The organism is Streptomonospora salina (assembly GCF_014204715.1).
Lineage (GTDB): Bacteria > Actinomycetota > Actinomycetes > Streptosporangiales > Streptosporangiaceae > Streptomonospora > Streptomonospora salina.
Window position 1 is genome coordinate 367536 of record NZ_JACHLY010000002.1, and the last position, 23977, is coordinate 391512.

Here is a 23977-nt window from a genome sequence, read left to right on the forward strand (position 1 = left end):
CGCGGTACCGAAATCCCCGCGCGAGGCCGCCGGGTGGCACGGGCCCGCACGCGACACCCGGGGGCTGTGCCGGTCGGGCACCGGAATGCGGACCGGCTTTCGGCGAGCCGCCCCGAATGGCGTATGAGCAGGGCGTTCGCCACCGCTCGGGTGCTCCGGTTTGGGTCGGGGGCGCCCCGACGCGTTAAGATCGGCCTCGTGCGTATCACCAAGCTGGGACATTCCTGCGTGCGCCTGGAGCACCGCGGCGCCGCCCTGGTCGTCGACCCGGGCGTCTTCAGCGAGCCCGACGCCGCAGTGGGCGCCGACGCCGTCGCTATCACGCACGAGCACCCCGATCACTTCGATCTCGACCGGCTGCGCGCCGCCGCCTCGGCCAAGCCCGGTCTGGAGATCTACACCCATGCGGGGATCGCCGTCCAGCTGGAGGAACTGCGCGACTCGGGCGCTGCGGTGCACACCGTGGCCCACGGCGACACGGTGAGCGCGGCCGGGTTCGACGTCCACGTCTACGGCGAGCGCCACGCCGTCATCCATCCCGACATCCCGGTGGTCACCAACGTCGGATTCCGCGTGGCCGACTCCGAGCGATCCGTGTTCCATCCCGGCGACGCGCTGACCGTGCCCGAGGACCCGGTCGAGACCCTGCTGCTGCCGGTGAACGCGCCGTGGTCGAAGGTGTCCGAGGTGATCGATTACCTTCGGGAGGTGCACCCGCCCAAGGCGCTGGCCGTGCACGACGGCCTGCTCAACGACGCCGGCGTCGGCGTCTACGCGAAGAACCTGGAGCGGCTCGTGCCCGGCGTGGCCTATACGCGCGTCGAGCCGGGAACCGCGGACGCGGTCTGACCCGCGTCCCCGGCGCCGGCAGGCGCCGGTGCGCCCGACGGGCCGCGGCCGCGGCGCCGCGGTCGGCGAACGCATGTGCGCGATCTCGACCGTAATGTGATCGGCTCATCACGCCGCGACCCTAGGCAGGCGCGCCTTCGATCAATACGATGATTGGCATCCGGTTGAACAGACCGGCCCCTCGCGGATCATTACTGAAATCGGACATAAGACCAAACTTTGGTCATCCTCGATCGGTTCCGGTAACGGTTGAGCGAGTAATTTCCCCACCCCCCGTGCGCGAGCGGGAGTGGGGATGGCATGATTACGTACCGGCTCGCAGGGAGGGCGGCACCGCCTCCCCGGCCGTTTCGTGTGAGCGCCCCGCCGGTTTCGGCGGTTCGGCGCCGTGGTCTGCACCACACCGGGGAACACCGACGCTACGCATGGCGTTCATGCCGTGCGGGGTTGCTCACGCTTATGACGTATGACTGCTTTTTCTAACCCTGTCTTCCCAACAGCTTACTAGTGATTTCAGTAGAGGTGGTTCAACCATGTCTCAGGTACGCCGGCAGGCCACGCTGCGCCCCCGCCCGAGCTGGGGGTGGCAGGATGCCGCCGCGTGCCGGGGCGAGGACCTTGTGCTCTTCTTCGGCCCCGACGGCGAGCGCCAGCCGGAGCGGGAGATCCGCGAGCGCAAGGCCAAGGAGATCTGTTCCCAGTGCCCGGTCCGTACCGATTGCCTCGACTACGCGATCTCGCGACCCGAGAAGTACGGCACGTGGGGCGGCCTGAACGAAGACGAGCGCGCGTCCGAGCGCCGGCGCCGCATGCGTCGCGCGAACGCGGCCTGATCCGGTCCCTCCGCCCGTTCCGGGCTGGACTCGAGGCGTACTCCGACCCGAGACGACAGTTCTCTGCAGCGGCCCCCGGCCACGCTAACCCGCGGCGCCCCGACGGTTCCCGTCGAGGGCGCCGCGGGTTTGTGCGCTCCCGCGAACCCGCGCGCGGATGTCCGCCGGCGGACGTCCGCGCGGACGCGCTCACAGGTAGCGGCCGAACCATTCGGCCGCCGCCGAACCGACCTGGCGCCACACGGCGGCTCCGGCGATCAGCCCCTCCGCGCCGGGGGCGTGGCGGATCTCGCCGGGCCCGCCCAACCGGCCCAGCGACCACTCGGCCAGCTCCCGCACGAAGGAGTCGGACCCCTGCACCAGGGCCAGTACCGGCGCACGCACGTCGGCCAGGGCCTCGGCCGCGGAGTCCAGGCGCCCGCCGTCGAGCACCACCGCGGCGATGTCGGCGGGGTTGGCCGCCGCAGCCATGAGCGCCGCGGGGACGCCCTGCTGCGAACCCAGCACCCCCACCCGCCCCTGCGCGGCCTCGGTCGAGCGGCGCAGCCAGGCCACCGCCGCCGCGAGCCGCTCGGCGGCCTCGGCCGCCGACACCTCGCCGGTTTCGGAGGCGCCGCCCCCGGAGTCGCGGGCGTCGCGCCGGCGGGCCGCCTCGTCCGGGGTCAGCAGGTCCAGCAGCAGAGTCGCATATCCCGCTCGGCCCAGCGCATCGGCCAGCGCACGCTGCGCCGGAGCCGCGCAGCCCTGGTCCAGCGCGACGACGACCGTCGCGCACATACCCGGCGGCGCGCTCAGCTCGGCGTCGAGGCCGACATCGCCGGCGCGGATCCGCACCGCGCGGGTGGGCGGGGCCGGAGTGTCTGCGGATCCGCCGATCAGCGCGGTCACGTCGTCGTCGGAGAGCTGGTGGAAGTCGCGATACCACTCCCCGACGGCGCGGAAGTTGTCGGGGACGGTGAGCGCGACGATGCGGTCGGCCTCCTCACCCAGCGCGTCGAGGGCGGACTGGGCGGCCACCGGCGCTCCCAGCAGCAGCCGGGACGGCCCCCGGCGGCGCACGGCGCGCAGGGCGGCTCGGGCCGTGCCGCCGGTGGCGACGCCGTCGTCGACGACGATGACGTCGCGTCCGCGCAGGTCGAGCGCCGGTTTCGCGCCACGGTAGGCGTCGAGGCGCCGCTCCAGCTCGCTGCGTTCGGCCGCGACGGTGTCGTCGAGATCGCGCCGGGTCAGCCGCATGCGGGCCAGCGCCCGGTCGTCGTAGCAGACGTGGCCGTCCTCGGCGAGGGCCCCCACGCCCAGCTCCGGGTGGCCGGGCGCCCCGATCTTGCGCACGACGACGACGTCCAGCGGGATGCGCAGCAGCCGTGCGAGCTCGGCTCCGACCGGAACCCCGCCGCGGGGCAGCGCCAGCGCCACCGGATCCTCGGACAGATACGGGCGTGCCCGCTCGGCGAGGCCGCGCCCGGCCTCGGAGCGGTCGGTGAAGGGCAGTGAAACAGGCAGCGGGCTCATAAGCTCTCCGGCGCTCCACCTCATCGCCGCCGCGTGGCGGAAACGCCGCTCGTGGTCCGGATCGTGCACCGCGCACGGCGGAAAGTGCTACAGGCATACCCGCACGCGTTCGTGCGCCAACCTCCCCGGCCGGGCGAATCCCGCCGGCGGCGTTCGCGCGGCCGGTGCCCTCGGTCGTCCGGAATCAGTCGCCCGCGCCGCGGAATTCGCTTTCTAGCACGGCCATGATCAGGGCGTCGTGGCGGCGCTCGTCCCACAGCAGCGCATCGCGCAGCCGGCCCTCGACGGTGAAACCGTAGGAGCGGTAGACCGCGATGGCGCGCATGTTGAACGCGTAGACGTTCAGCCAGACGCGGTGCAGCCGGACCCGGTTGAAGGCGTAGTCCAGCACGAGCCGGGTGGCCTCCTTGCCGATCCCTTGGCCGGTGAACTCGATCGCCGAGAGCGCGATGCGGTAGCCGGCGCTCTGGTTGTCGACGTCGACGTCCTCCAGCGCCAGGGCGCCCACGAACCGGCCGCCGGGCTCCTCGATGATCGCCAGGTCCAGGCGGTCGAACTGGTCGGCCCGGGTGGCGCACCACTCCCGGACCTCCTCGTAACCGGGCCGCCGGTGGGATCCGGTGAGTCTGCGGACCTCCTCGTCGCGGGTGGACTCGAAGAAGCCGTCGGCGTGCTCGGCCGAGATCGGAACCAGGTTGACGCGCTCACCCGCCAAGGTGGGTTTCTCGCGCAACGCGCTCAAGTCGATCATCGATAGGGCTCCCGGGGGTCGTCGGTCGGATGAGCGGTCCCGGCGCGGCCGGTCGGGGCCGCAACGGCCGGGGGCCGGCGGAATCGGCCGGGAGGTCCTATGTAAAGGCGAGAAGGCCCCCGGCACAACCCCTTCGCATCCGCGACGGGTGGTGGCATAAGCTTCCCGCGGCGCTGGGCGCCCAAAGATCCGATGACGGGGGAGGTTCGGTGGCGGTCGAGCAGACGGCCCGCGGGGCGGACGCGCAGGCGCGCCGGGCACGGTCGGCGGTGGTGGTCCTCTTCCTCGCCAACGGCTTCGCCTACGCCAACATCGTGCCGTGGCTTCCGGTCATCAAGTCGCAACTGGAGCTGTCCAACACCCAGCTGGGCACCGGGATCGGCGCCATGCCGCTGGGCGCCCTGGCCACCGGAATGCTCGCGGGTCCGCTCATCGCCCGCTTCGGCAGCGGCCGGATCGCGGTGGCCTCCGGGGCCGTGCTGGCCTGCGTGCTCCCGGTCGTAGCCACAGCGCCGGCCTGGTGGGTGTTCGCGCTGGGGATGTTCTGCGTCGGCTGGATGGACGCGTGGATGGATTCGGCTATGAACGCCCACGGACTGCGCGTACAGCGCCGCTACGGACGCTCCATCATCAACACCTTCCACGGCCTCTGGAGCGTCGCCGCGGTCGGCGGCGGCCTGGTCGGTTCGGCGATGGCCGGATGGGGTGTGCCCGTCGCCGCCCACATCGCCGCGGTCACCGCCCTGCTGATCGCGGGTGTTCTGACGATCGCGCGACTGCTGCTTCCGGGGCCCGAAGACGACGCCCCCGCCTCCGGAACCGGCGAGCGGACCGGGGGTGGGCCCGCCGGTGCGCAGGGCGGCCCCGTCGGCGGCGCGCTCCGCCGGTGGCGCATCCCCGGGCGCTCACTGGCGATGCTGCTGGTAGTGAGCGTGCTGCTGATGATGGCGGGTGCCGTCGAGGACTCCGCGGCCTCATGGGGTGCGGTCTACATGCGCGACGAACTGGCTGCGCCGCTGCTCCTGGTCGGCCTCCCGTTCGTCGCCTGCCAGGCGATGATGACGGTCGGGCGACTGACCGGGGACCGCATCACCGACCGGTTCGGCGCGGTGGCGGTGGCGCGCACCGGCGGCCTGCTGGCCGCGGGGGGCATGGCGCTGGCGCTGCTGACTTCGGCACCTGTAGGCGCCATTGTGGGATTCGGCCTGATGGGGCTGGGTGTGGCAACGCTCTTCCCGCTCTCCCTGGCGGCCGCAGGGGAGATCCCGGGACTGGCCGGCGGGCACGGCGTGGCGCTGGCGGCGTGGCTGGCCCGTATCGGCTTTCTGGGGATGCCGCCGCTCATCGGCGTGGTCGCCGACACCGTTTCGCTGACGGCGGGACTGTGGCTGATTCCCGTGGCGGGACTGCTCGCCGCCGTTCTGGCGACGGGGCTGCGCCCGTCCCGCGGGAACGGCGCGCACGGCCGGGCCGCACCGGCGTGAAGCCGGGCCGGACGCCGTCGCCGGAGAGCAGGCGCGGGTCCGCTCCCGCCCCGAGGGGCCGCCGGGCCGGGAGCGGCCGAGCCGTGCGGGGCTACTCCACCTGTGCCGGGCGGCGGGTGGCGTAGAGGGTCACCGCGCCGATACCCGTCGCGACGGCTCCGCCGAGGACGAAGCCGGTCAGGTCGACGCCGGTGGTGGGCAGGTTCCCGCCACCGGCGGCGCCGGAGGAGGCGCTGTCCGTCGCGGTACCGACGTCGCCACCGGTACTCCCGCCGTCTCCGGCGCCGGTGCCACCGCCGTTTCCGGCGCCGGAGGGCGGATCGCCGGCGTCGCCACCGCCGCCATCACCATCGCCGGGGCCCTCACCCCCGCCATCACCATCGCCGGGATCCTCACCCCCGCCATCACCATCGCCGGGGCCCTCACCCCCGCCATCACCATCGCCGGGGCCCTCACCCCCGCCATCACCATCGCCGGGGCCCTCACCCCCGCCATCACCATCGCCGGGGCCCTCACCCCCGCCATCACCATCGCCGGGGCCCTCACCCCCGCCATCACCATCGCCGGGGCCCTCACCCCCGCCATCACCGTCACCGGGGCCCTCACCCCCGCCATCACCATCGCCGGGGCCCTCACCCCCGCCATCACCATCGCCGGGGCCCTCACCCCCGCCGCCGGGCTCCGGGTCTTCGTCGGCGGGCTCCGGGGCTTCGTCGGCGGCGCGGGCCGGGACACCGGCGCCTTCCACCGCACCGACGAGTCCGACCTCCGGCTCGACGACCTGCTCCTCCTGCTCCGCAGTCGGCGGGACGGCCTCCTGCGCGTCGGGGGCCGCATCCGCGTCCGCGGTGCCGGCGTAGGCCGGTGCGCCGGCGAAGCCCGCGGCAATCAAGCCGGCCGCGGCCACGCCGATCGCACGTGGTTTCCAGGACATATCGCTCCATTCCGCTTATCAAGGGGTTATTCGGGCACGAGGGCGTACAGGTCGCCGTCGGCGACGACGACCGCGCGGCCGCCGAGCAGCCCCCACGGCCGCGCGACGTCGCCCTCGAGTTCGATCGGCTCTGCGCCCGCGGTGGCCGCGACCGCACCGCCGCCCACGGCGCCGAAGACGGTGTCGCCGGCGGCGCTGACGGCCCCGAACCCCTCCAGGGCGTCGGCGTCGCCGGCCTGCGGATCGGCGACGACGGGGCCGAAGGCGGCTGCGCCGGAGCTGTGCACGTACGCGCCTTCGCGGAGGCCCTCCAACGGGGCTTCCGCGGCGGCCGCGACCGAACCGTCCGACCAGTCGTGGAACGCGAGCAGCACCCGGTCGTCTTCGCCGGGCAGGCTCCAGGCGGCGACGACGCGGCCGCCGCCGGCGGTGTAGACCTCGTGGAGGGCGCCGGCGCCCTCGGGCGGCCGGGGCTGGACGCTCCGGTTCGTGCCGTCGGGTGCGACCCAGATCCACGGGCCCTGCACGACGGCGGTCAGCACCTGTTCGCCGTCGGAGAGCACCGCGCCGGTCCCCTGAGGCTTGTCGACGGAGGCGAGCTCTCCGTCGATCGGGATCGAGGCACGGCCGCCGGCGATGACCAGCGGCGCGCCGCCGGCGAAGCTGACGTCGGCGCCTTCGGGGAGTTCGATCTCCTCCGGGGTGCCGCCGTCGGGCGGCCACAGCCACAGTGCTCCGCCGCCGACCACCGCGACGGCCGTACCGGCGCCCGCGTGCACGAAGCGCGGCGAGCCCGCGACGTCGTCGGCGGGAATCGGGAGGTCGGCCCGCCATACGGGCTCACCGTCGGGCCCCACGACGCTCAGTCGGCCGCCGGTGTCGATGTAGGCGGCGCGTTCGCCGCCGGGGGCGACGTCGGGCCGTGTGTCGGCGTGCATGGTCCGGCGCCAGACCGCTTCCCGGGTGAACCCGGGCGGCGCCTGCCGTGTCTGCATGGTCGCGGCGTGCTGCTCCTGGGCAGGGGCGGTCGTGTCGGGCCGCGGTTCGGGTCCGTAGCGCACGGCGGCGAGAGCACCGCCGGCGAGGAGCGCCGCGGCGAGGACCGCGCCGGCCGCGGCCAGGGCGATGCGCCTGCCGCGCGTGGACGTGCGTTTCCCGCTCAGCCGGGCGGCCTCGGTGCCGCCGGCGGCGCGCACGACGCCGGCGGGGGTGACGGTCAGCCGCCAGAGGCCGTTGCCGTCGCGGGCGTCGACCAGAACGGGCCTGCCCAGGTGGGCGGCGTACGCGGCGGCCCGGTCCAGGGCGGCGTTGCGCGTCTCTTTCGGCGTAGTGCCGACGACCGTGTGCGTATGGCGCTCGACGGTGACCTCGGCGCTGCGCTCGTCGGCGGAGACGACCAGGATCACGGGACTGCTGTGCGGCGCCGGTTCACTCACGGCCTCCTCCGGGAGCGCGGGGCCGCACCGGCGGGCACCGCCTGCGGCGGACGCGGCGGTGGAGGCGCTGCGGTCATCAGGGTTCTGCGGCGGATACCCCGGTCGTCAGGCCGGGGAGGACGCCGCTTCCTCCTTTCCGGTGGTGTTGCCTTCGGGCCGGTTCGTGTAGCCGTGACCGTCCGCCGCCGCCGGCGGCGATGCCGGAGAACGCCTCGGTGCGGGGCATACGCAACCTCGGGAACCCGTGGTGCCGGTCGCGCACGAACACGTCCGGGTGCACCTCACGGTGCTGCTCCCTGACCGGGGGTCGGTCGGGGGCGGCGCCCCGCCGGCTGAAGCGCCGCGGCCTCCTCTCGCACGTGTTCCGCACCGGGGGCCGCGGGGCGCCCGGCTCCCGTTCGTCCCTGTTCCCGGGGGTGTCTGCCCGGCCGGGGTCCGGAGCAGGCCGCTGAGGAGGCACGGCCTGGCGGGTCTGCTGTCCTGTGTGCAACGGAGCCAACGGGGTCACCTCCCTCGGGTGTCGGCCGGTGCTGGTAACGGCGGGCCTCGCCCCCGGCGGGTGCGCCCCGCCTTCAGGCGGGAGAACCCGTTGCGGGGGCCGATCCCGTTCCGCCGCTAAGGGATGCTGTCGTGCCGGGCGCTCGGAGGCGGAGGGCACCGCCGCCGGAGCCGGCCGCCTTGCGGGGTCGGCCTGCTGCAGGGAGTAAGGTCGCGCCACGGCGATAATACTTCCGCCCCGCCGCCCCCGCCCCCGGTACGCAGCGGGCGACGGCGGCCGCGGCGCCGCCGGATCGTTCCGCGGGGCCGCGCACGGCGGCCTGCGTCGCAGCGTGTGTGCGCACGACGGTGCACACCGGCGGCCGCGGGGCATCCGCCGTCGTCGGCCCTGCGGGTCTGTTCTGGCCACATCCGGCCGCCGTAGGAATCCCCGGGTTTTAGCCCGGGGAGCGGAAGCCAAAGGCCGCTCGCTCCCGGTTTGGAGCGTGCGCAGCGGCGCCCGCCCCGGAACCGGGGGTCCGGGGCCGGGGGTCCGGGGCGGAAAGGCGGGGCGCGGCTGCGGGGCGGTTCAGCAGTCCGCCAGCGCCTCTTCCAGGGCAGCGTGGTCGTCGGCGGGCAGCCGGAGACCGTACTCGTCGATCACATCCACGTAGGTGAGGGCGTAGGTGCAGCGAAACGCCGGATACGGCTGCCACTCCCCCGGCCCGGAGTCGCTCTTGGCCTGGTTGGCCGGGCCGTCGGCGGCGAGCAGGTTGTCGGGGTCGTTGGCGAACTCCACACGCGTGTCGCGGTCCCATTCGCTCGCCCCGGTCCGCCAGGCCAGCGCCAACGGGACGACGTGGTCGATCTGGACCTCCGCCGGCGCCTCGGCGGAGAAACGGGTCCGCTCCCCCGTGTAGGGGTCCTCCAGCACTCCCTCGGAGACACCGCAGTCCTCGTCGGTGCGGGTGTCGCTCAGGTCGCGGGCGAGGACGTCGTCGCGGGTCCGGCAGCCGTTGTCGTCGGTGTCGACCCAGGAGGAGCCGAACGCGTCGCGGTCGTAGTCCGCTCCGGAGGATTCGGGGCCCACCTCGGCGTCCTGCAGGCGCGACCGGGCCTGCTCGACGCGTTCGGCGGTGGGCGGGGCGGCGGACCCCGCCCCGGGCGCCGACGGCCCGTCGGCGGGCGGGCTCGACGGCGCGCTCGACTCGGCGCCGGACGGGCCGCCGGTGTCGACGTCCGACGGCGGCAGCAGGCCGCAGCCGGCCAGCGCCAGGACGAGCGCGGCGGCGCCGGCGGCGCGGCGCGACCGCCGGCGGGCGACCCCGCCGACGGAACCGGGAGCGCAGACCATGGTGACCACCCAGCCGGCGCGGAGTATGGGGATTCGGGAGGAACGCGCCGGTTCCTACGAGGATGCCCCAGGCTCCTGCCGACCGTCCCCGCGGGGGTGGGCCGGCCCGTGCCCGCCGTCCCCCGGTTCCGCGGGCGGAGCGTCCGCTCGGGCTTCGCCGGATTCCTCGCCGTCGCGGCCCTCGCCCCAGCTCAGCCGCCGCCACATGCGCGCGGCCATCTCCGCCGACGTCTCGACCAGCGCATCACCGGGCGCGCCGGTGGCCTGAAGCGCGGCTTCGCGGCGCTCCACCATGCGGCGGGCCCGCTCGTGGCGCCGGGCGGCGATCCGGGCGCGGGCCGCGGCGGTGCGCGGGGTCGGCCACATGGCGTCGGTCTCGGCGTTGAGCGCCGATCCGATCAGCACCGCCAGCGCCATCACCCACAGCCACACGAGCACGGCGATGGGCGCCGCCAGCGAGCCGTAGATGGTCACCTGCCCGAAGGAGGCGTCCAGGTACACGCGCAGTACAGCCGACCCGACGAGCAGGATGAGCATCGCCGCCACCGCACCGGGCAGGTAGCGCCACGGCGGTGTGCGTACCGGGGTGCTCAGCATGTACAGCATGGCCACCGCCAGCGTCGACAGGACGCACACCAGAGGCCAGTAGAGCAGGTGCAGGTAGCCGACGGTGGCCGGGAGCAGCCGGTGCACGACGTCGGGTCCGGCCACCAGTGCCGGAAGCACCAGCAGCGCGAACAGCAGCCCGCCCAGGTAGGCGACCAGCGCCAGCACGCGGCGGCCCATGTAGCCGCGCAGTTCGTCGAGTCCGTAGGCGATGGTGATGGCGTCGATGAACACGTTCATGGCGCGCGATCCCGACCACAGCGACACGACGAAGGTCACCGAGAGCATCCCGCCCTGCGCGCCGTCCAGGAACTCGTCGACGAGCGGGGCGACGAGCGAGCCGACGGTGTCGGAGGTGAGTACGGAGGCGGCGAGGCCCAGCATCCAGCCGCGGATCTCCCGGACGGTGTCGGAACCCAGGACCGGTTCCATGTGGCCCAGCGTCCCCACGAGCCCCAGCAGCAGCGCCGGCAGCGACAGCAGGGAGAAGAAGGCCGACTCGGCGGCCAGCCCGACCACGCGCGTACGCGAGACGGAACGCACGGTGCGGGTCAGGAGCACGGCCAGCGCGCCCGGCACCGGGTGGCGCGCACGCCAGGCCGCCGCCCGCGCTCGGGCGGCTTCCGCGGTCCGACTCCACCAAGCCCACACTCTGCCCAACCTAGGTGCACCGGTCCCGGGCGCCCCGCCTGCGGCGCGCTCGAAGCGCTCTTCGATAGCCGACCGTGACCGGTGCCGGGAACCGGCACCGCCCGCTGCGTGACGAGGTTCACGGCCGCGGGCGCGGGCGGTATCTGGACAACCGGGTCTGCGGCATGCGATTGTCGAAGACATGATGGCTGTCCTGGACCCGATGCTCTGCGTGCGCCGCCACGTAGACCTCCTTCGAGTTCGCAGCGCCATCTGTCGCAACGTCGGCTGACCCCGCCGCTTTCTGTTTCCACGCCCGTATCTCCAGGGGCGCAAGCGGCGCCGACGTTGGTCCACGCCGAACCACCGCTCCTTCCGGATTCACGACGACGTGCCGGACAGCGAGGTTCCGCTGTGGTGCGCGCCGGCCCTCTGCGCCCCGCGCAATCGCTTCGGAGGACCCCGCGATGCCTCCCACGTCCGCATCGACGAGCGGCGCCCGGCCGCGCCGAGGCGAGGGCCAATGGGCCCTCGGCTACCGGGAACCGCTCAACAAGAACGAAGAGAACAAGAAGAACGATGACGGGCTGAACGTCCAGCAGCGCATCATCGACATCTACTCCAAGGCCGGCTTCGATTCCATCGACCCCGCCGACCTGCGCGGCCGCTTCCGCTGGTTGGGCCTGTACACCCAGCGCGCTCCCGGCATCGACGGCGGCAAGACCGCGGTGCTGGAGCCCGAGGAGCTCGACGACCGCTACTTCATGATGCGGGTCCGCATCGACGGCGGCCAGTTGAGCGTGGCCCAGCTGCGCGCCATCGGCGAGATCTCCACCTCCTACGCGCGCGACACCGCCGACGTCACCGACCGGCAGAACGTCCAGCTGCACTGGATCCGGGTCGAGGACGTCCCCGCGATCTGGGAGAAGCTGGAGTCCGTGGGGCTGTCGACCATGGAGGCCTGCGGCGACACTCCCCGCGTGATCCTGGGCTGCCCCCTGGCCGGCATCGACGCCGACGAGATCGTCGACGCCACCCCCCAGATTCAGCAGATCAACGAGGAGTACGTCGGCAGTTCGCTGTTCTCGAACCTGCCGCGCAAGTTCAAGTCCTCGATCTCTGGGTGCTCGGCGTACTGCACCAACCACGAGATCAACGACGTGTCCTTCGCGGGCGTGGTCGGCCCGGACGGCACCCCCGGATACGACCTGCTGGTGGGCGGCGGGCTGTCGACCAATCCGATGTTCGCTCAGCGGCTGGGCGCTTTCGTGCGCCCCGACCAGGTCAGCGAGGTCTGGGCGGGCGTCACCGCGGTCTTCCGCGACTACGGCTTCCGGCGCCTGCGCCACCGTGCCCGCATCAAGTTCCTGATCAAGGACTGGGGGCCGGAGGCGTTCCGCGAGGTGCTCGAAAAGGAGTACCTGGGCTATGCGCTGCCCGACGGTCCCGAGGTGGATATGCGCGAGGGCCAGCAGCGCGACCACATCGGCGTCCACCCCCAGCGCGACGGCGGCAACTACGTCGGCTTCGCGCCGCGCGTGGGACGGGTGTCGGGCACGCTGCTCTCGCGCATCGCCGGTATCGCCGAGGAGCACGGCTCCGACCGCATCCGCACCACGGCCGACCAGAAGCTCGTCGTCCTCGACGTCGAGGACCGGCGGCTCGACTCCATCACGGCGGCGCTGGAGGCCGAGGACCTGCAGGTGCGGCCCAGCGTCTTCCGCCGCCAGACCATGGCCTGCACCGGGATCGAATTCTGCAAGCTGGCGATCGTCGAGACCAAGGACCGCGGCTCGGAGCTGATCGACGAGCTGGAGCGCCGGCTGCCGGACTTCCCCGAGCCGGTCACCATCAACCTCAACGGCTGCCCCAACTCCTGCGCGCGCATCCAGGTGGCCGACATCGGGCTCAAGGGCCAGTTGGTGACCGACGCCGACGGCCGGCAGGTCGAGGGCTTCCAGGTGCACCTGGGCGGCGGCATGGGGCTCACCCCCTCCTTCGGACGCAAGGTGCGCGGGCTCAAGACCACCTCGGCGGAGCTGCCCGACTACATCGAGCGGGTGCTGCGGCGCTTCCTGGACGGGCGCGAGGAGGACGAGTCGTTCGCCTCGTGGGCCGCCCGCGCCGAGGACGGCGATCTGAAGTGAGCGCAGGATGCCGGCGCCCCGCGAGCGCCGGCGCCGGCCGTGCAGCGCTGCGCGGCCGGGGCGGGACCGCCCGCCGCCCGGACCGAGTGAGCGACCCGACGGCAGGGGTGAGGAACACACGATGAGCGAACGCGCCGCCCCGCACTACTGCCCCTACTGCGGGGACGAGGACTTGATGCCGCACGAGGACGACGGCGAAGCCGGCGCGGGCTACCCCTGGGCCTGCCTGGCCTGCGCGCGGGTGTTCCGGGTGAAGTTCATCGGCCTGCGCTCGGCCGCTTTCGGCGGCCCCGACAGCGGCCGTACACCGACGGATGGGAACGCATGAACGTCACATTGGACGGCCAGGACCTGGCGGACAGGGCCGCGGCCGAACTGGAAGACGCAAGCGCTCAGGAGATCATCCAGTGGGCCTCCGAGACCTTCGGCGACCGGCTGTGCATGACCTCCTCCATGGCCGACGCACTCATGGTCGACCTGGCCTCCCAGGTCGTCCCCGGAATCGACGTCATCTTCCTGGACACCGGCTACCACTTCGCCGAGACCATCGGCACGCGCGACGCGGTGGAGTCCGTCTACCCCATCAATCTGATCAACGTCGAACCGCAGCGCAGCGTGGCCGAGCAGGACCGCGACCTGGGCCCGCGGCTGCACGGCCGCAACCCCGGAATCTGCTGCCACGTGCGCAAGGTGGAACCGCTGCAGCGCGCGCTGGAGCCCTACGACGCGTGGCTGACCGGCCTGCGCCGCGACGACGCCGCCACCCGCCGCGGCACCGGAGTGGTCCAGTGGGACCGCCGCAAGAAGATGGTCAAGGTCAACCCGATCGCCCGGTGGACCCGCGAAGAGGTCGACACCTACATCGAGGAGAAGGGTGTCCTGGTCAACCCGCTGCAGTACGACGGGTTCCCGTCCATCGGCTGCGCCCCCTGCACGCGGCGGGTGGCCGGGGGCGAGGATCCGCGCAGCGGCCGCTGGGCGGGGATGAACAAGACCGAGTGCGGCATACACGTTTGAGCGGGGCCGGGATGAGCGACGGAGCGCGGAGCGGTGCGGACGTTCCGCTGGTAGCGGTGGCCCACGGCAGCGCGGACACGCGCTCGGCGCGGGCCGTCGAGGCGCTGTTCGAGCGCGTGCGCGGAATGCGGCCCGGCCTGGACGTGCGCGTGGCCTACCTGGACCACGTGGCGCCGGGCGCCGAGGATGCGCTGACCGGGCTGGCGGCCGAGGGAGCCGGTGAGGCCGTAGTGCTGCCGGCGCTGCTGACGGCCGCTTACCACAGCAAAGTCGACCTGCCCTCGGTCCTGGACCGGGTGCGGGAGTCGTGCCCGTGGCTGCGGGTGCACTACGGCTCGACCCTGGGGCCGCACCCGCTGCTGCTGGACGCGGTGGAGCGGCGCCTGGCCCGAACGCCCCGGGCGCGCCGGGCGGGGACGTCGCTGGTGCTGGCGTCCGCGGGGTCCAGCCACGCCGACGCCAACGCGGTGATCGCCGGCGCCGCCGCCGACCTGTGGCGGCGCGGTCCCTGGGAGCGCGTGGTTCCGGCGTTCGCGTCGGCGGCCTCCCCCGACCCCGGCGAGGCGGTGGCCGCCCTGCGTGCCGAGGGCGCCGCGCGTGTGGCCGTGGCCGGCTACCTGCTGGCACCGGGCTACTTCGCCGACCGGGTGGCCGAGCGGTCCTTCGCCGCGGGCGCGGAGGCGGTCTCGCCCGCTCTGGGCGACGCCCCCGAGGTGGCCGAGGCGGTGCTGCGCCGCTACGACGAGGCGCTGGGCCGCGTACCGGTGCCGGACGCGGCGGCGCGGTAGGCGCGCGAGATCGCGGCCCCTCCCGCCGGCGATCGGCGGCGGGCGTGGGATCACCCGACGGCGGGCGCCGCGCCGCACCGGCGGTGCGTGGGCCCGGTGGGCGCCAGCTCGGAACCTGTACTCCTGCCCCCGCTTGGCGCCCCGCTGCCGGAGCTTCCTTACGCTGCGGAGCTGGCCCGAGTGGCGGTCCCGCGTCCGGTGCGCGGCCAGGCGTTAGGCTGGCCCCCACCGTGACCCGAATCGCATTCGGGAGTCGTCGAAGGGAAGCCGCGCCATGCCCCCTACGCACGAGGTTTTCAACCAGCCCGAGCCGCTGGAGGACCACGACGCCGCCGCCGATCCCGCGCTGCTGTCGGGGCTGGAGCGCGAGGAGGCCGGCTGGGCGGCCGAGGAGGTGCACGAGCTGGGGCGTCTGGCCGGCACCGCCCGCGCCCAGGCCTGGGGCGAGCAGGCCAACGCCAACGAGCCGGTGCTGCGCACCCACGACCGCTACGGCCACCGCGTCGACGAGGTCGACTTCCACCCCGCTTGGCACGTGCTGATGGACACGGCCGTGACCCGCGGGCTGCACGCCGCGCCGTGGGCCGACGACCGCCCCGGCGCCCACGTCGCCCGCGCCGCGAAGTTCTACACCTGGTCGCAGGTGGAGAACGGGCACGGCTGCCCGATCTCGATGACGTATGCGGCGGTGCCGGCGCTGCGCCACTCCCCCGAGCTGGCCGCGCGCCTGGAGCCGCTGCTGACGGCGCGCACCTACGACTTCGGGCTGCGCCCGCCGGAATCCAAGAGCGGCCTGCTCGCGGGCATGTCGATGACCGAGAAGCAGGGCGGCTCCGACGTGCGGGCCAACACCACGCGCGCCGTGCCCGCCGCCGAGGGCGGCTACCGCCTCACCGGGCACAAGTGGTTCACGTCGGCGCCGATGGGCGACCTGTTCCTCACTCTCGCCCAGGCGCCGGAAGGGCTGACCTGCTTCCTGGTGCCGCGGGTGCTGGAGGACGGCACGCGCAACGCGCTGGCGATCCAGCGGCTCAAGGACAAGCTCGGCAACCGGTCCAACGCCTCGGCGGAGCTGGAGTACGACGGCGCCTTCGCCTGGCCGGTGGGAGAACCGGGCCGGGGCGTGCGCACCATCCTCGAAATGGTCAACGGCACGCGGCTGGACTGCGTGATCGGGTCGGCGGCCGGCATGCGGGCCGGGCTGGTACAGGCCCTCCACCACGCCGCGCAGCGCCACGCCTTCGGCGGTGCCCTCATCGGACAGCCGCTGATGCGCAACGTGCTGGCCGACCTCGCGCTGGAGTCGGAGGCCGCGACCGCCCTGATGATGCGCCTGGCCGGCGCCGCAGACCGGGCGGTCCGCGGCGACGAGGGCGAAGCCGCCTTCCGCCGGGTCGCGGTGGCGGTGGGCAAGTTCTGGGTGACCAAGCGGCTGGCCGCACACTCCGCCGAGGCACTGGAGTGCCTGGGCGGCAACGGCTATGTCGAGGAGTCCGGGATGCCGCGGCTGTTCCGGGAGTCGCCGCTGAACTCGATCTGGGAGGGGTCGGGCAACGTCGCGGCGCTGGACGTGCTGCGCGCGCTGGGGCGCCGTCCCGAGGCGGTCGAGGCGTTCGTCGCCGAACTGCGCCGCGCCGAGGGCGCCGACTCCCGGTTCGACGGTGCGCTGAAGACACTGCTGGAACTGCTGCACGACACCGACGAGGCCGAGTTCCGGGCGCGCCGGATCGTCGAGTCCATGGCGCTGCTCCTGCAGGCCTCGCTGCTGATCCGGCACGGCCCCGGGCCCGTCGCCGACGCGTTCGCCGCGTCGCGTCTGGGCGGCGACTGGGGCGGCGTGTTCGGGACCCTGCCGCGCGGCGCCGACACCGCCGCGATCATCGACCGCGCCCGTCCCGAGCCCGCCTGACAGCTGCGCCCCGGCCGGGGTGTCCGCAATCCCCGATCCGGGCGCAGCCGTGGGGGCCGAAACCGGACACCAATGCGGCAAGCACGTCGGAATCGGGCATCGCCCCCGTGGTGACCTGCACGATTCGGCGACAGGAGGAATACTCGACCGGCCAGGACGGAACAACCATCTCGTCACAGGACGAATGAGAAACGAGATTGCTTGCCATGGTGGAAGTCTGGCCCGGTACCCCCTATCCCCTCGGTGCCACCTACGACGGATCGGGGACCAATTTCTCGCTGTTCTCCGAGGCCGCGGAGGGCGTCGAGCTGTGCCTCTTCGGCGAGCGGGGCGGCGAGACCCGGGTGGCGCTGACCGAGAACGACGGTTTCGTCTGGCACGGCTACCTGCCCGGCACCGGCCCGGGGCAGCGCTACGGCTACCGGGTGCACGGCCCCTACGCGCCCGAGCAGGGGCACCGGTGCAACCCGAACAAGCTGCTGATCGACCCCTACACCAAGGCCATCGACGGCGACGTGCACTGGCACGAGTCGCTGTTCAGCTACCACTTCGCCGACCCCGGCCGGCGCAACGACCGCGACAGCGCTGCCTACGTTCCCAAGTGCGTGGTCGTCAGCCCCTACTTCGACTGGGGCAACTCCGCACCGCCGCGGATCCCGTACCACCGGACGGTCGTCTACGAGTCGCACGTGCGCGGGCTGACCATGCGCCACCCCGACATCCCCGAGCACCAGCGCGGCACCTACTCCGGCCTGGCTCATCCGGTGATGATCGACTACCTGACCTCGCTGGGCGCCACCGCGGTGGAGCTGATGCCGGTGCACCACTTCGTGCCCGAGCACGCGCTGGTGGCACGGGGGCTGACCAACTACTGGGGCTACAACACCCTGGCCTACCTCGCCCCGCACGCCGGGTACGCGGCCAACGGCGAACGCGGCGAGCAGGTGCAGGAGTTCAAGGCCATGGTCAAGTCGCTGCACGAAGCCGGCATCGAGGTGCTGCTCGACGTGGTCTACAACCATACGGTCGAGGGCGACCACATGGGGCCCACGCTGTCGCTGCGCGGCATCGACAACCTCAGCTACTACCGGGTGGCCGACGACGACCAGCGCTACTACCTCGACTACACCGGCTGCGGCAACAGCCTCAACGTGCGCCACCCGCATGCGCTGCAGCTGATCATGGACTCGCTGCGCTACTGGGTGACCGAGATGCGCGTCGACGGCTTCCGCTTCGACCTGGCTTCTGCTCTGGCGCGGGAGTTCCACGACGTGGACCGGCTGAGCACCTTCTTCGACATCGTCCATCAGGACCCGGTCATCTCCCAGGTGAAGCTGATCGCCGAACCCTGGGACGTGGGCCCGGGCGGCTACCAGGTCGGCAACTTCCCGCCGCTGTGGACCGAGTGGAACGGCAAGTACCGCGACACCGTACGCGACTTCTGGCGCGGGGAGCCGGTGGTTCCCGAGCTCGCCTCGCGGCTGGCGGGCTCCAGCGACCTCTACCAAGACGACGGCCGCCGCCCTGTGGCCTCGGTCAATTTCGTGACCTGCCACGACGGATTCACACTGGCCGATCTGGTCTCCTATTCCGACAAGCACAACGAAGCCAACGGCGAAGGCAACCGCGACGGCACCGACGACAACCGCTCCGCCCACCACGGGGTCGAGGGCCCCAGCGAGCGGCCCGAGGTCGTGGCCCTGCGCCGCCGCCAGGTGCGCAACTTCCTGGCCACGCTGTTCTGCTCGCAGGGCGTGGTGATGCTCTCCCACGGCGACGAGATCGGACGCACCCAGGGCGGCAACAACAACGCCTACTGCCAGGACAACGAGCTCGCCTGGATCGACTGGAAGCGCGCCGACGAGGCCTCGGACCTGCTGGAGTTCGTGCGCGGCCTGGCGCGGCTGCGCCGCGAGCACCCGGTGTTCCGGCGGCGCCGGTTCTTCCAGGGCGGCACGGCCGGCGGAAGCGGCCTGCCCGATGTCGCCTGGCTGCGCGCCGACGGCACGCCCATGGGCGACGGCGACTGGAACGCGGGCGGGCACGTGCTGGGGGCGTTCCTCAACGGCGACGCCATCAGCGAACCCGATCCGCGTGGCCGCCCGGTGCGCGACGACTCGTTCCTGCTGCTGCTCAACAACGGCGCCGAGCCGGTGGACTTCACCCTTCCGGGGCGGGCCTACGGCGGCACGTGGGAGACCGCCCTGGACACCGCCGAACCCGACACGGCCGACCGCCCGCCGGTCCCGGCCTCGGGCACCGTCCGGGTGATCGACCGCGCTTTGCTGCTGCTGCGCCGCGTCTCGCACGGCCGGGCCGCGCAGGGCTGAGGGCCGCCTTCCCGGGTCCGCGGCGGGTGCCCGGCCCGGGGAGGGGCTCGGTACCCGCGGGCCCGGCGGACCGCGGCAGGCGGTGTTGTTTAGGCTCGCAACCATGACTTCCGCACCCACCGCCGCCGCAGGTCAGGGCCCCCGGTTCCGCGCGCTGCTCCCGCATCCCCAGGACGGGGCCGACATCGTCGCCGCCTACGCCTATCCGGAGGGCCTCGCGCGCCCCTGGCTGCGCGCCAACATGGTCTCCAGCGCCGACGGCGGGGCCTGGGGCCCGTCGGGCCGCACCGCCGACCTGTCCTCCCCGCCCGACCGCGCCGTGATGAGCGTGCTGCGCGGGCACGCCGACGTCGTGCTGGCGGGGGCGGGGACGGCGCGCATCGAAGGGTACCGTCCGGTGCGCCCGCGCGAGCTGTGGGGCGATCTGCGCGACGGGCGCCCCGAAACCCCGCCCCTGGCGGTGGTGACCCGCACCCTGGACGTGCATCCCGACGTGCTCGCGGGGGCGCCGCCGCACTCGCGCACCGTCGTGATCACCACGGAGTCGGCTCCGGCCGACCGGCGCCGCGAGGCCGAGCGGACCGCCGACGTGGTGGTGGCGGGCAGCACGTGGGTGCGCCCCCAGGCGGTGCTGGATGCGCTGGCCGAGCGCGGCCTGTACCGGGTCCTGACCGAAGGCGGGCCGCACCTGCTGGCGGAGTTCGCGGCGGAGGGGCTGCTGGATGAGCTGTGCCTGACGCTGAGCCCGCGTCTGCTGGGCCCCGAGCCCGCCCGGATCGTCGCCGGCGACGCCCCGTCCCACACGCGCGACCTGCGCATGGCGGGGCTGCTGGAGTCGGAGGAGTCGCTGTTCATCAGGTACACGCGGCCCTGATCGCCGGTCCCGGCGTGAGCGCCGGGCTTCGCGCCGGCGGCGGGTCCGGCCGGTTCCGGACCGCCGCCGGGGACGCATAACCGAACCGTCTGCGGGACATACCCGGAGTGTGGTTCGTTATCACGCTCCCCCCTATGTGGGTGGTAAACGAGGCAATCGGCAAGATTCCCGACCCCCGACCCGGCTCCCCCAGCGAAGGCGGCGCGGTCACGGCCGGAGCGCCGCCCCCTTCCGCCGTCCCAGTGCTTTCCGGGCGAGAGGATGAACGCAGTGCCGACGTCCGAAAACGACGCACCGCTCTACCGCGAGATCGCCGAGGATGTGCGAGCCGCCATCGCCTCGGGACGGTTCTCCGACGGAGACCGCGTTCCCGGCGAGAACGACCTGATGAAGCAGTACGGCGTCGCCCGGGCCACGGCCCGCCAAGCGCTGTCGGTGCTGATCGACGAGGGCGTCGTCGTGGCGATCCGCGGTTCCGGGGTCTACGTCCGCACCTTCCGACCGCTGCGCCGGCACGGTCCGCGACGGCTGTCGCGGGATCTGTGGGGCGCGGGGCGCGCCGTCTGGCAGGCCGACGCCGCCGGCGGCTCCTTCGAGACCGACGGGATCGAGGTGGACACGGCCCCCGCTCCTGCCTACGTCGCCCGCGCGCTGGGGCTGGACGACCGGGCGCCGGTGGTGCGGCGCCACCGGCGCTACCGGTTGGCCCAGCGGCCGATGCAGCTGGCCACGTCCTACCTCCCGGCGGATCTGGCGCGGGGCACGGCCATCGCCGAGCCCGACACCGGCCCCGGCGGCATCTACGCCCGCCTGGCCGAGCAGGGGCGGGCGCCCGCCCACTTCACCGAGGAGGTCCGGGTGCGCATGCCCACGCCCGACGAGTCGCGGGCGCTGGCCCTGCAGCGGGGCACCCCGGTGCTGGACGTCTTGCGCACGGCGCTGACCGCCGAACACACGCCCGTGGAGTTCAACGAGATGACCCTGGACGGTTCGGCCTATGTGCTGCAGTACGACTTCGACGCGTGAGCGGCGTTCGGGGATCCGGCCGCGGTGGGGGCTGCGGCGGGCACGCTGCGCGCGGCCGGGCCGCGTGCGGCTTCCGGGCCGGCGACTGTTGACGTGCAGGCGCTTTCGTGCCCGTATAGAGGGCGGGGTTCACTAGGGAACCTGCGGCGCCCCGCCGGCGGCCACGCGTCTCGGCACGGTGCCGTGTGCTCGGCGGGCCGGGAGAGGACGGCCCCGGCCCGCCGAGCGAGCCGGGTGCCTGAACCTACCGCCGCCCTCGTATCCGGTCCGCCCCCGCCCGGTCTCCGTCGACCGAGGCGAAGACCAGGAAGACCAGGGCGATGAGGGCTCCTCCGACGGCGACCGCCCCGCCCGCGGCGGGCAGGACGTCGCCGGAACCACCGGCGAACCACCGGCTGAGGGCGAAGCCCAGCAGGCCGGCGACGACCAGCGATCCGAAGGCGATCACACACAGCAGCGCGAGCAGCTTCCCGTCGGTCCACGGGCCCGGACGCGCCCGGAGCGCGCGCAAGGCCGCGGCGCCGGCGGTGAGCCGGACGGCCCAGTCGACTTCGGAAGCGGCTGCGGCGACTGCGTTCCACCCCGGCCGGGTCCCCTCACGGATCCGGCCGAGCTGGTGATCGACCCAGAGGCGGTAGTAGCGGGCCCACCCCACATGGAGCGGCTGTCGGTGAATCAATGGCTGTCGATACGAAACCAGCATTGTCACACTCCCGGCTGCCGATAGCCTCACTACGTTCCGTACCCGAACGCCTTTCCGACGAACTTCCCAGGAGTGAAGAAACAGGCATTGATCAGCCCATGGTGTGTTGACTCCACACCCACCGGCCGTCGTCTCCCCAATCGGACGAGGGAGTGCGAATCGCGGAAACGCGGTAGCGCGGTAGCGTCGCAGGTATGGATGAAACCACCGGCTCCGTGCACAAGTCCGACGAGGAGTGGCGCTCCCTGCTCGATCCGGCGGCCTTCGCCGTGCTGCGCCAGGGGGCCACCGAACGCCCGTGGAGCGGCGACTACGTCTCCACGTCGACCACCGGCGTCTACCGCTGCCGCGCCTGCGGCACCGAGTTGTTCCGCTCCGCCGAGAAGTTCGAGTCCCACTGCGGCTGGCCGAGCTTCTTCGACCCCGCCGAAAGCGAGGCGGTCGCGCTGTACGAGGACCGCTCCCTGGGTATGGTGCGCACGGAGGCGCGCTGCGCGCAGTGCGACTCCCACCTCGGCCACGTCTTCTACGGCGAGGGGTACGACACGCCGACCGACGCCCGCTACTGCATCAACTCCGTGGCCCTCACGCTGGAGGCGGACGACTCAGTGCAATAGCATCCTCTTCCACGGGTCTACTCGGCTGGTCGTCTTGGGTCCTCCAGCCGTTACGATCGCTGTGCCCGCCCGCACACGCACGGCCCGGCCCGGCCCCCGCCCCGACGGAAGTTGGCGATGACCGAACACGACCGGCAGACACCGGCCCCCGCCCGCACCTGGCGACGCATCCGGACCGGTATGGCCCGCGGGTCGGCGCCGTGGCTGCTGCCGGCCTTCGCCCTCGTCCTCGCCCTGGGAGCCGTGTCCGCCGTCGTGCCCGTCGTGCTGGCGGCCGCCCTGCCCGCGGTAGCGCTGGCGCTGGCGATGGTGTGGTTCTTCCGCGATCCCGACCGCGTCACCGCCGGCGCCGGAATCGCCTGTGCGGCCGACGGCGTCGTGCAGTTCATCGACCCCCGCAGCGACGGCAGCACCCGCGTCGCCGTCTTCATGAACCCCCTGAACGTGCACGTCAACCGTGCACCGCTGGAAGGGGTCGTGGCCGGTGTCCAGCACCGGCCCGGCGGCTTCCGACCTGCATTCGACAAGGACAGCGAGCGTAATGAGCGCGTCATCTGGACCTTCCAAACCGAGATCGGTGAGGTCACGGTCGTTCAAATCGCCGGCGCGATGGTCCGGCGTATCGTCCCGTATCTCACTGAAGGGCAGAAGGTGGAGAAGGGGCAGAGGATCGGCCTCATCCGCTTCGGCTCCCGTGTCGACGTCTACCTCCCGCCGGGGGTCGCCCCGGCGGTGGCGGTCGGCCAGAAGGTTCGAGCCGGGGAAGCCCGCCTCGACCGGGAGTGACACCGCACCTCCCGGCGGCGACGGCGTCCCGGTGGCGGCTGCCGCAGGCGGGGCGGCGGCCGATGCGCCCGTGCCGCGGCTGCGCCTGGCCGTGGCCGACTACCTGACGCTGGGCAACGCGCTGTGCGGGTTCATGGCGGTCTGGCAGCTGGCGGCAGCCCAGTCGGCCCACCTCGCCGCGGGCGGATCCGGGCCGCTGGACCGGGGCGCCATCGCGGCCGCCGTCGTGCTGCTGCTCGTGGCCGCGGGCTTCGACCTGTTCGACGGCCGGGTCGCGCGCAAGCTCGGCGGCAGCGGGATGGGCGCCGAACTGGACAATCTCGCCGACGTCATCAGCTTCGGGTTCGCGCCGGCGTTCTTCGTCGTCGCTTGGGGAACGTTCAGCGGCGACGGCGGAGCGCTGCCCGTCGCGGCCGCGGCAGCGGTACTGCTGGCGGTAGTGGTACGACTGGCGCGGTTCTCCTGCCAGAGCCCGGGCTGCGGCAACTTCACCGGGTTGCCCAGCCCTTTCGGCGCCATGGCGGTGATCACCGTCGTGCTCCTGGACCCGCCGGTGCTGCTGGGCGCGGCCGCGGTGCTGGCGGTGGCCTGGCTGATGGTCAGCCGTATCGAATACCCCAAACCGCGGGGACGGGCCGCCTACGCGGTGCTGGTCTGGATCGCGGGCAGCGTGGCGTGCCTGACCCTGTGGGCGGTGAACGCACCGGCCGCCGACGCGCTGCTCTACTCCGGTTCCAGTCTGGTCCTGGTCCTGCTGGCGGCGGTCCCGGTCTACCTGCTGGCCAGCCGCCGCCACGCCCGCGCGCACGCGCCCGGCCCCGCCATGCCGCCGCCCGCCGGGCCCGTGGACTGACGGCGCCGGCAGGCGGAGCGGGACCCGCCCGCCGGCCGGCGCCCGATCGGCCCCGCCGGCC

General features: G+C 73.3%; 21 protein-coding genes. 14 read left to right on the forward strand and 7 right to left on the reverse strand.

Annotation, left to right across the window (positions count from 1 at the left end; genetic code table 11):
* Positions 1 to 198 precede the first annotated feature (198 nt).
* On the forward strand, positions 199 to 849 hold the full coding sequence (locus HNR25_RS24505; RefSeq protein ID WP_184640312.1) for an MBL fold metallo-hydrolase: 651 nt from the start codon (positions 199 to 201) through the stop codon (positions 847 to 849).
* A gap of 533 nt (positions 850 to 1382) precedes the next feature.
* Positions 1383 to 1682 carry a WhiB family transcriptional regulator gene (locus HNR25_RS24510; RefSeq protein ID WP_281387821.1) on the forward strand — a complete coding sequence of 100 codons (300 nt, stop codon included), beginning with the start codon at positions 1383 to 1385 and terminating at the stop codon, positions 1680 to 1682.
* Positions 1683 to 1871: 189 nt separating this feature from the next.
* On the opposite strand, the gene HNR25_RS24515 is transcribed toward HNR25_RS24510, so the two are convergent.
* The gene (locus HNR25_RS24515) at positions 1872 to 3194 is read right to left on the reverse strand and encodes a phosphoribosyltransferase (RefSeq protein ID WP_184640314.1); all 1323 of its coding nucleotides are present in this window, start codon (positions 3192 to 3194) and stop codon (positions 1872 to 1874) included.
* Between the two features lie 184 nt (positions 3195 to 3378).
* Positions 3379 to 3945, reverse strand: coding sequence for a GNAT family N-acetyltransferase (locus tag HNR25_RS24520; RefSeq protein ID WP_184640316.1), 567 nt, complete (start codon positions 3943 to 3945; stop codon positions 3379 to 3381).
* A 209-nt stretch (positions 3946 to 4154) separates the two neighbouring features.
* Between HNR25_RS24520 and HNR25_RS24525 the strand changes: the two genes are divergently transcribed.
* The gene (locus HNR25_RS24525; RefSeq protein WP_312862773.1) at positions 4155 to 5429 is read left to right on the forward strand and encodes an MFS transporter; all 1275 of its coding nucleotides are present in this window, start codon (positions 4155 to 4157) and stop codon (positions 5427 to 5429) included.
* 91 nt (positions 5430 to 5520) lie between these two features.
* Here HNR25_RS24525 and HNR25_RS24530 read toward each other — a convergent pair whose 3' ends face one another.
* From HNR25_RS24530 to HNR25_RS24545, 4 genes are all read right to left on the reverse strand, one after another.
* On the reverse strand, positions 5521 to 6363 hold the full coding sequence (locus HNR25_RS24530) for a hypothetical protein (RefSeq protein ID WP_184640319.1): 843 nt from the start codon (positions 6361 to 6363) through the stop codon (positions 5521 to 5523).
* 26 nt (positions 6364 to 6389) lie between these two features.
* A complete protein-coding gene (locus tag HNR25_RS24535) occupies positions 6390 to 7799 on the reverse strand; it encodes a hypothetical protein (protein ID WP_184640321.1) in 1410 nt (469 codons plus the stop codon).
* Between the two features lie 1066 nt (positions 7800 to 8865).
* A complete protein-coding gene (locus tag HNR25_RS24540; RefSeq protein ID WP_184640603.1) occupies positions 8866 to 9630 on the reverse strand; it encodes an HNH endonuclease family protein in 765 nt (254 codons plus the stop codon).
* A 54-nt stretch (positions 9631 to 9684) separates the two neighbouring features.
* Complete coding sequence (locus tag HNR25_RS24545; protein ID WP_312862774.1) at positions 9685 to 10887, reverse strand: YihY/virulence factor BrkB family protein; 1203 nt, start codon at positions 10885 to 10887, stop codon at positions 9685 to 9687.
* A 446-nt stretch (positions 10888 to 11333) separates the two neighbouring features.
* Here HNR25_RS24545 and HNR25_RS24550 point away from each other — a divergent pair, with 446 nt between their 5' ends.
* From HNR25_RS24550 to HNR25_RS24585, 8 genes are all read left to right on the forward strand, one after another.
* Positions 11334 to 13013: a nitrite/sulfite reductase gene (locus HNR25_RS24550; protein ID WP_184640325.1), complete on the forward strand. Its 1680-nt coding sequence runs from the start codon at positions 11334 to 11336 to the stop codon at positions 13011 to 13013.
* Positions 13014 to 13134: 121 nt separating this feature from the next.
* Positions 13135 to 13341 carry a hypothetical protein gene (locus tag HNR25_RS24555; RefSeq protein ID WP_184640327.1) on the forward strand — a complete coding sequence of 69 codons (207 nt, stop codon included), beginning with the start codon at positions 13135 to 13137 and terminating at the stop codon, positions 13339 to 13341.
* Entirely contained in the window at positions 13338 to 14030 is a 693-nt protein-coding gene (locus HNR25_RS24560; RefSeq protein WP_184640329.1) for a phosphoadenylyl-sulfate reductase, read from the forward strand. The genes HNR25_RS24555 and HNR25_RS24560 overlap by 4 nt, the downstream gene beginning before the upstream one ends.
* An 11-nt stretch (positions 14031 to 14041) precedes the next feature.
* Complete coding sequence (locus HNR25_RS24565; protein ID WP_184640331.1) at positions 14042 to 14818, forward strand: sirohydrochlorin chelatase; 777 nt, start codon at positions 14042 to 14044, stop codon at positions 14816 to 14818.
* Positions 14819 to 15092: 274 nt separating this feature from the next.
* Complete coding sequence (locus HNR25_RS24570) at positions 15093 to 16727, forward strand: acyl-CoA dehydrogenase family protein (RefSeq protein ID WP_184640333.1); 1635 nt, start codon at positions 15093 to 15095, stop codon at positions 16725 to 16727.
* Positions 16728 to 16933: 206 nt separating this feature from the next.
* A complete protein-coding gene (gene glgX / locus HNR25_RS24575; protein WP_184640335.1) occupies positions 16934 to 19057 on the forward strand; it encodes a glycogen debranching protein GlgX in 2124 nt (707 codons plus the stop codon).
* Positions 19058 to 19160: 103 nt separating this feature from the next.
* The gene (locus tag HNR25_RS24580; protein WP_184640337.1) at positions 19161 to 19931 is read left to right on the forward strand and encodes a pyrimidine reductase family protein; all 771 of its coding nucleotides are present in this window, start codon (positions 19161 to 19163) and stop codon (positions 19929 to 19931) included.
* Between the two features lie 270 nt (positions 19932 to 20201).
* The gene (locus tag HNR25_RS24585) at positions 20202 to 20957 is read left to right on the forward strand and encodes a GntR family transcriptional regulator (protein ID WP_312862775.1); all 756 of its coding nucleotides are present in this window, start codon (positions 20202 to 20204) and stop codon (positions 20955 to 20957) included.
* A 244-nt stretch (positions 20958 to 21201) separates the two neighbouring features.
* Here HNR25_RS24585 and HNR25_RS24590 read toward each other — a convergent pair whose 3' ends face one another.
* Positions 21202 to 21636: a hypothetical protein gene (locus HNR25_RS24590; RefSeq protein ID WP_184640341.1), complete on the reverse strand. Its 435-nt coding sequence runs from the start codon at positions 21634 to 21636 to the stop codon at positions 21202 to 21204.
* Positions 21637 to 21854: 218 nt separating this feature from the next.
* On the opposite strand from HNR25_RS24590, the gene msrB reads away from it, so the two are divergent.
* From msrB to pssA, 3 genes are all read left to right on the forward strand, one after another.
* Complete coding sequence (gene msrB, locus HNR25_RS24595) at positions 21855 to 22277, forward strand: peptide-methionine (R)-S-oxide reductase MsrB (protein ID WP_184640343.1); 423 nt, start codon at positions 21855 to 21857, stop codon at positions 22275 to 22277.
* Positions 22278 to 22394: 117 nt separating this feature from the next.
* The gene (locus HNR25_RS24600) at positions 22395 to 23063 is read left to right on the forward strand and encodes a phosphatidylserine decarboxylase (RefSeq protein WP_184640345.1); all 669 of its coding nucleotides are present in this window, start codon (positions 22395 to 22397) and stop codon (positions 23061 to 23063) included.
* Positions 23064 to 23094: 31 nt separating this feature from the next.
* Positions 23095 to 23916, forward strand: a complete 822-nt coding sequence (pssA, locus tag HNR25_RS24605; protein ID WP_312862776.1) for a CDP-diacylglycerol--serine O-phosphatidyltransferase — start codon at positions 23095 to 23097, stop codon at positions 23914 to 23916.
* The last annotated feature ends 61 nt before the right edge of the window (positions 23917 to 23977 follow it).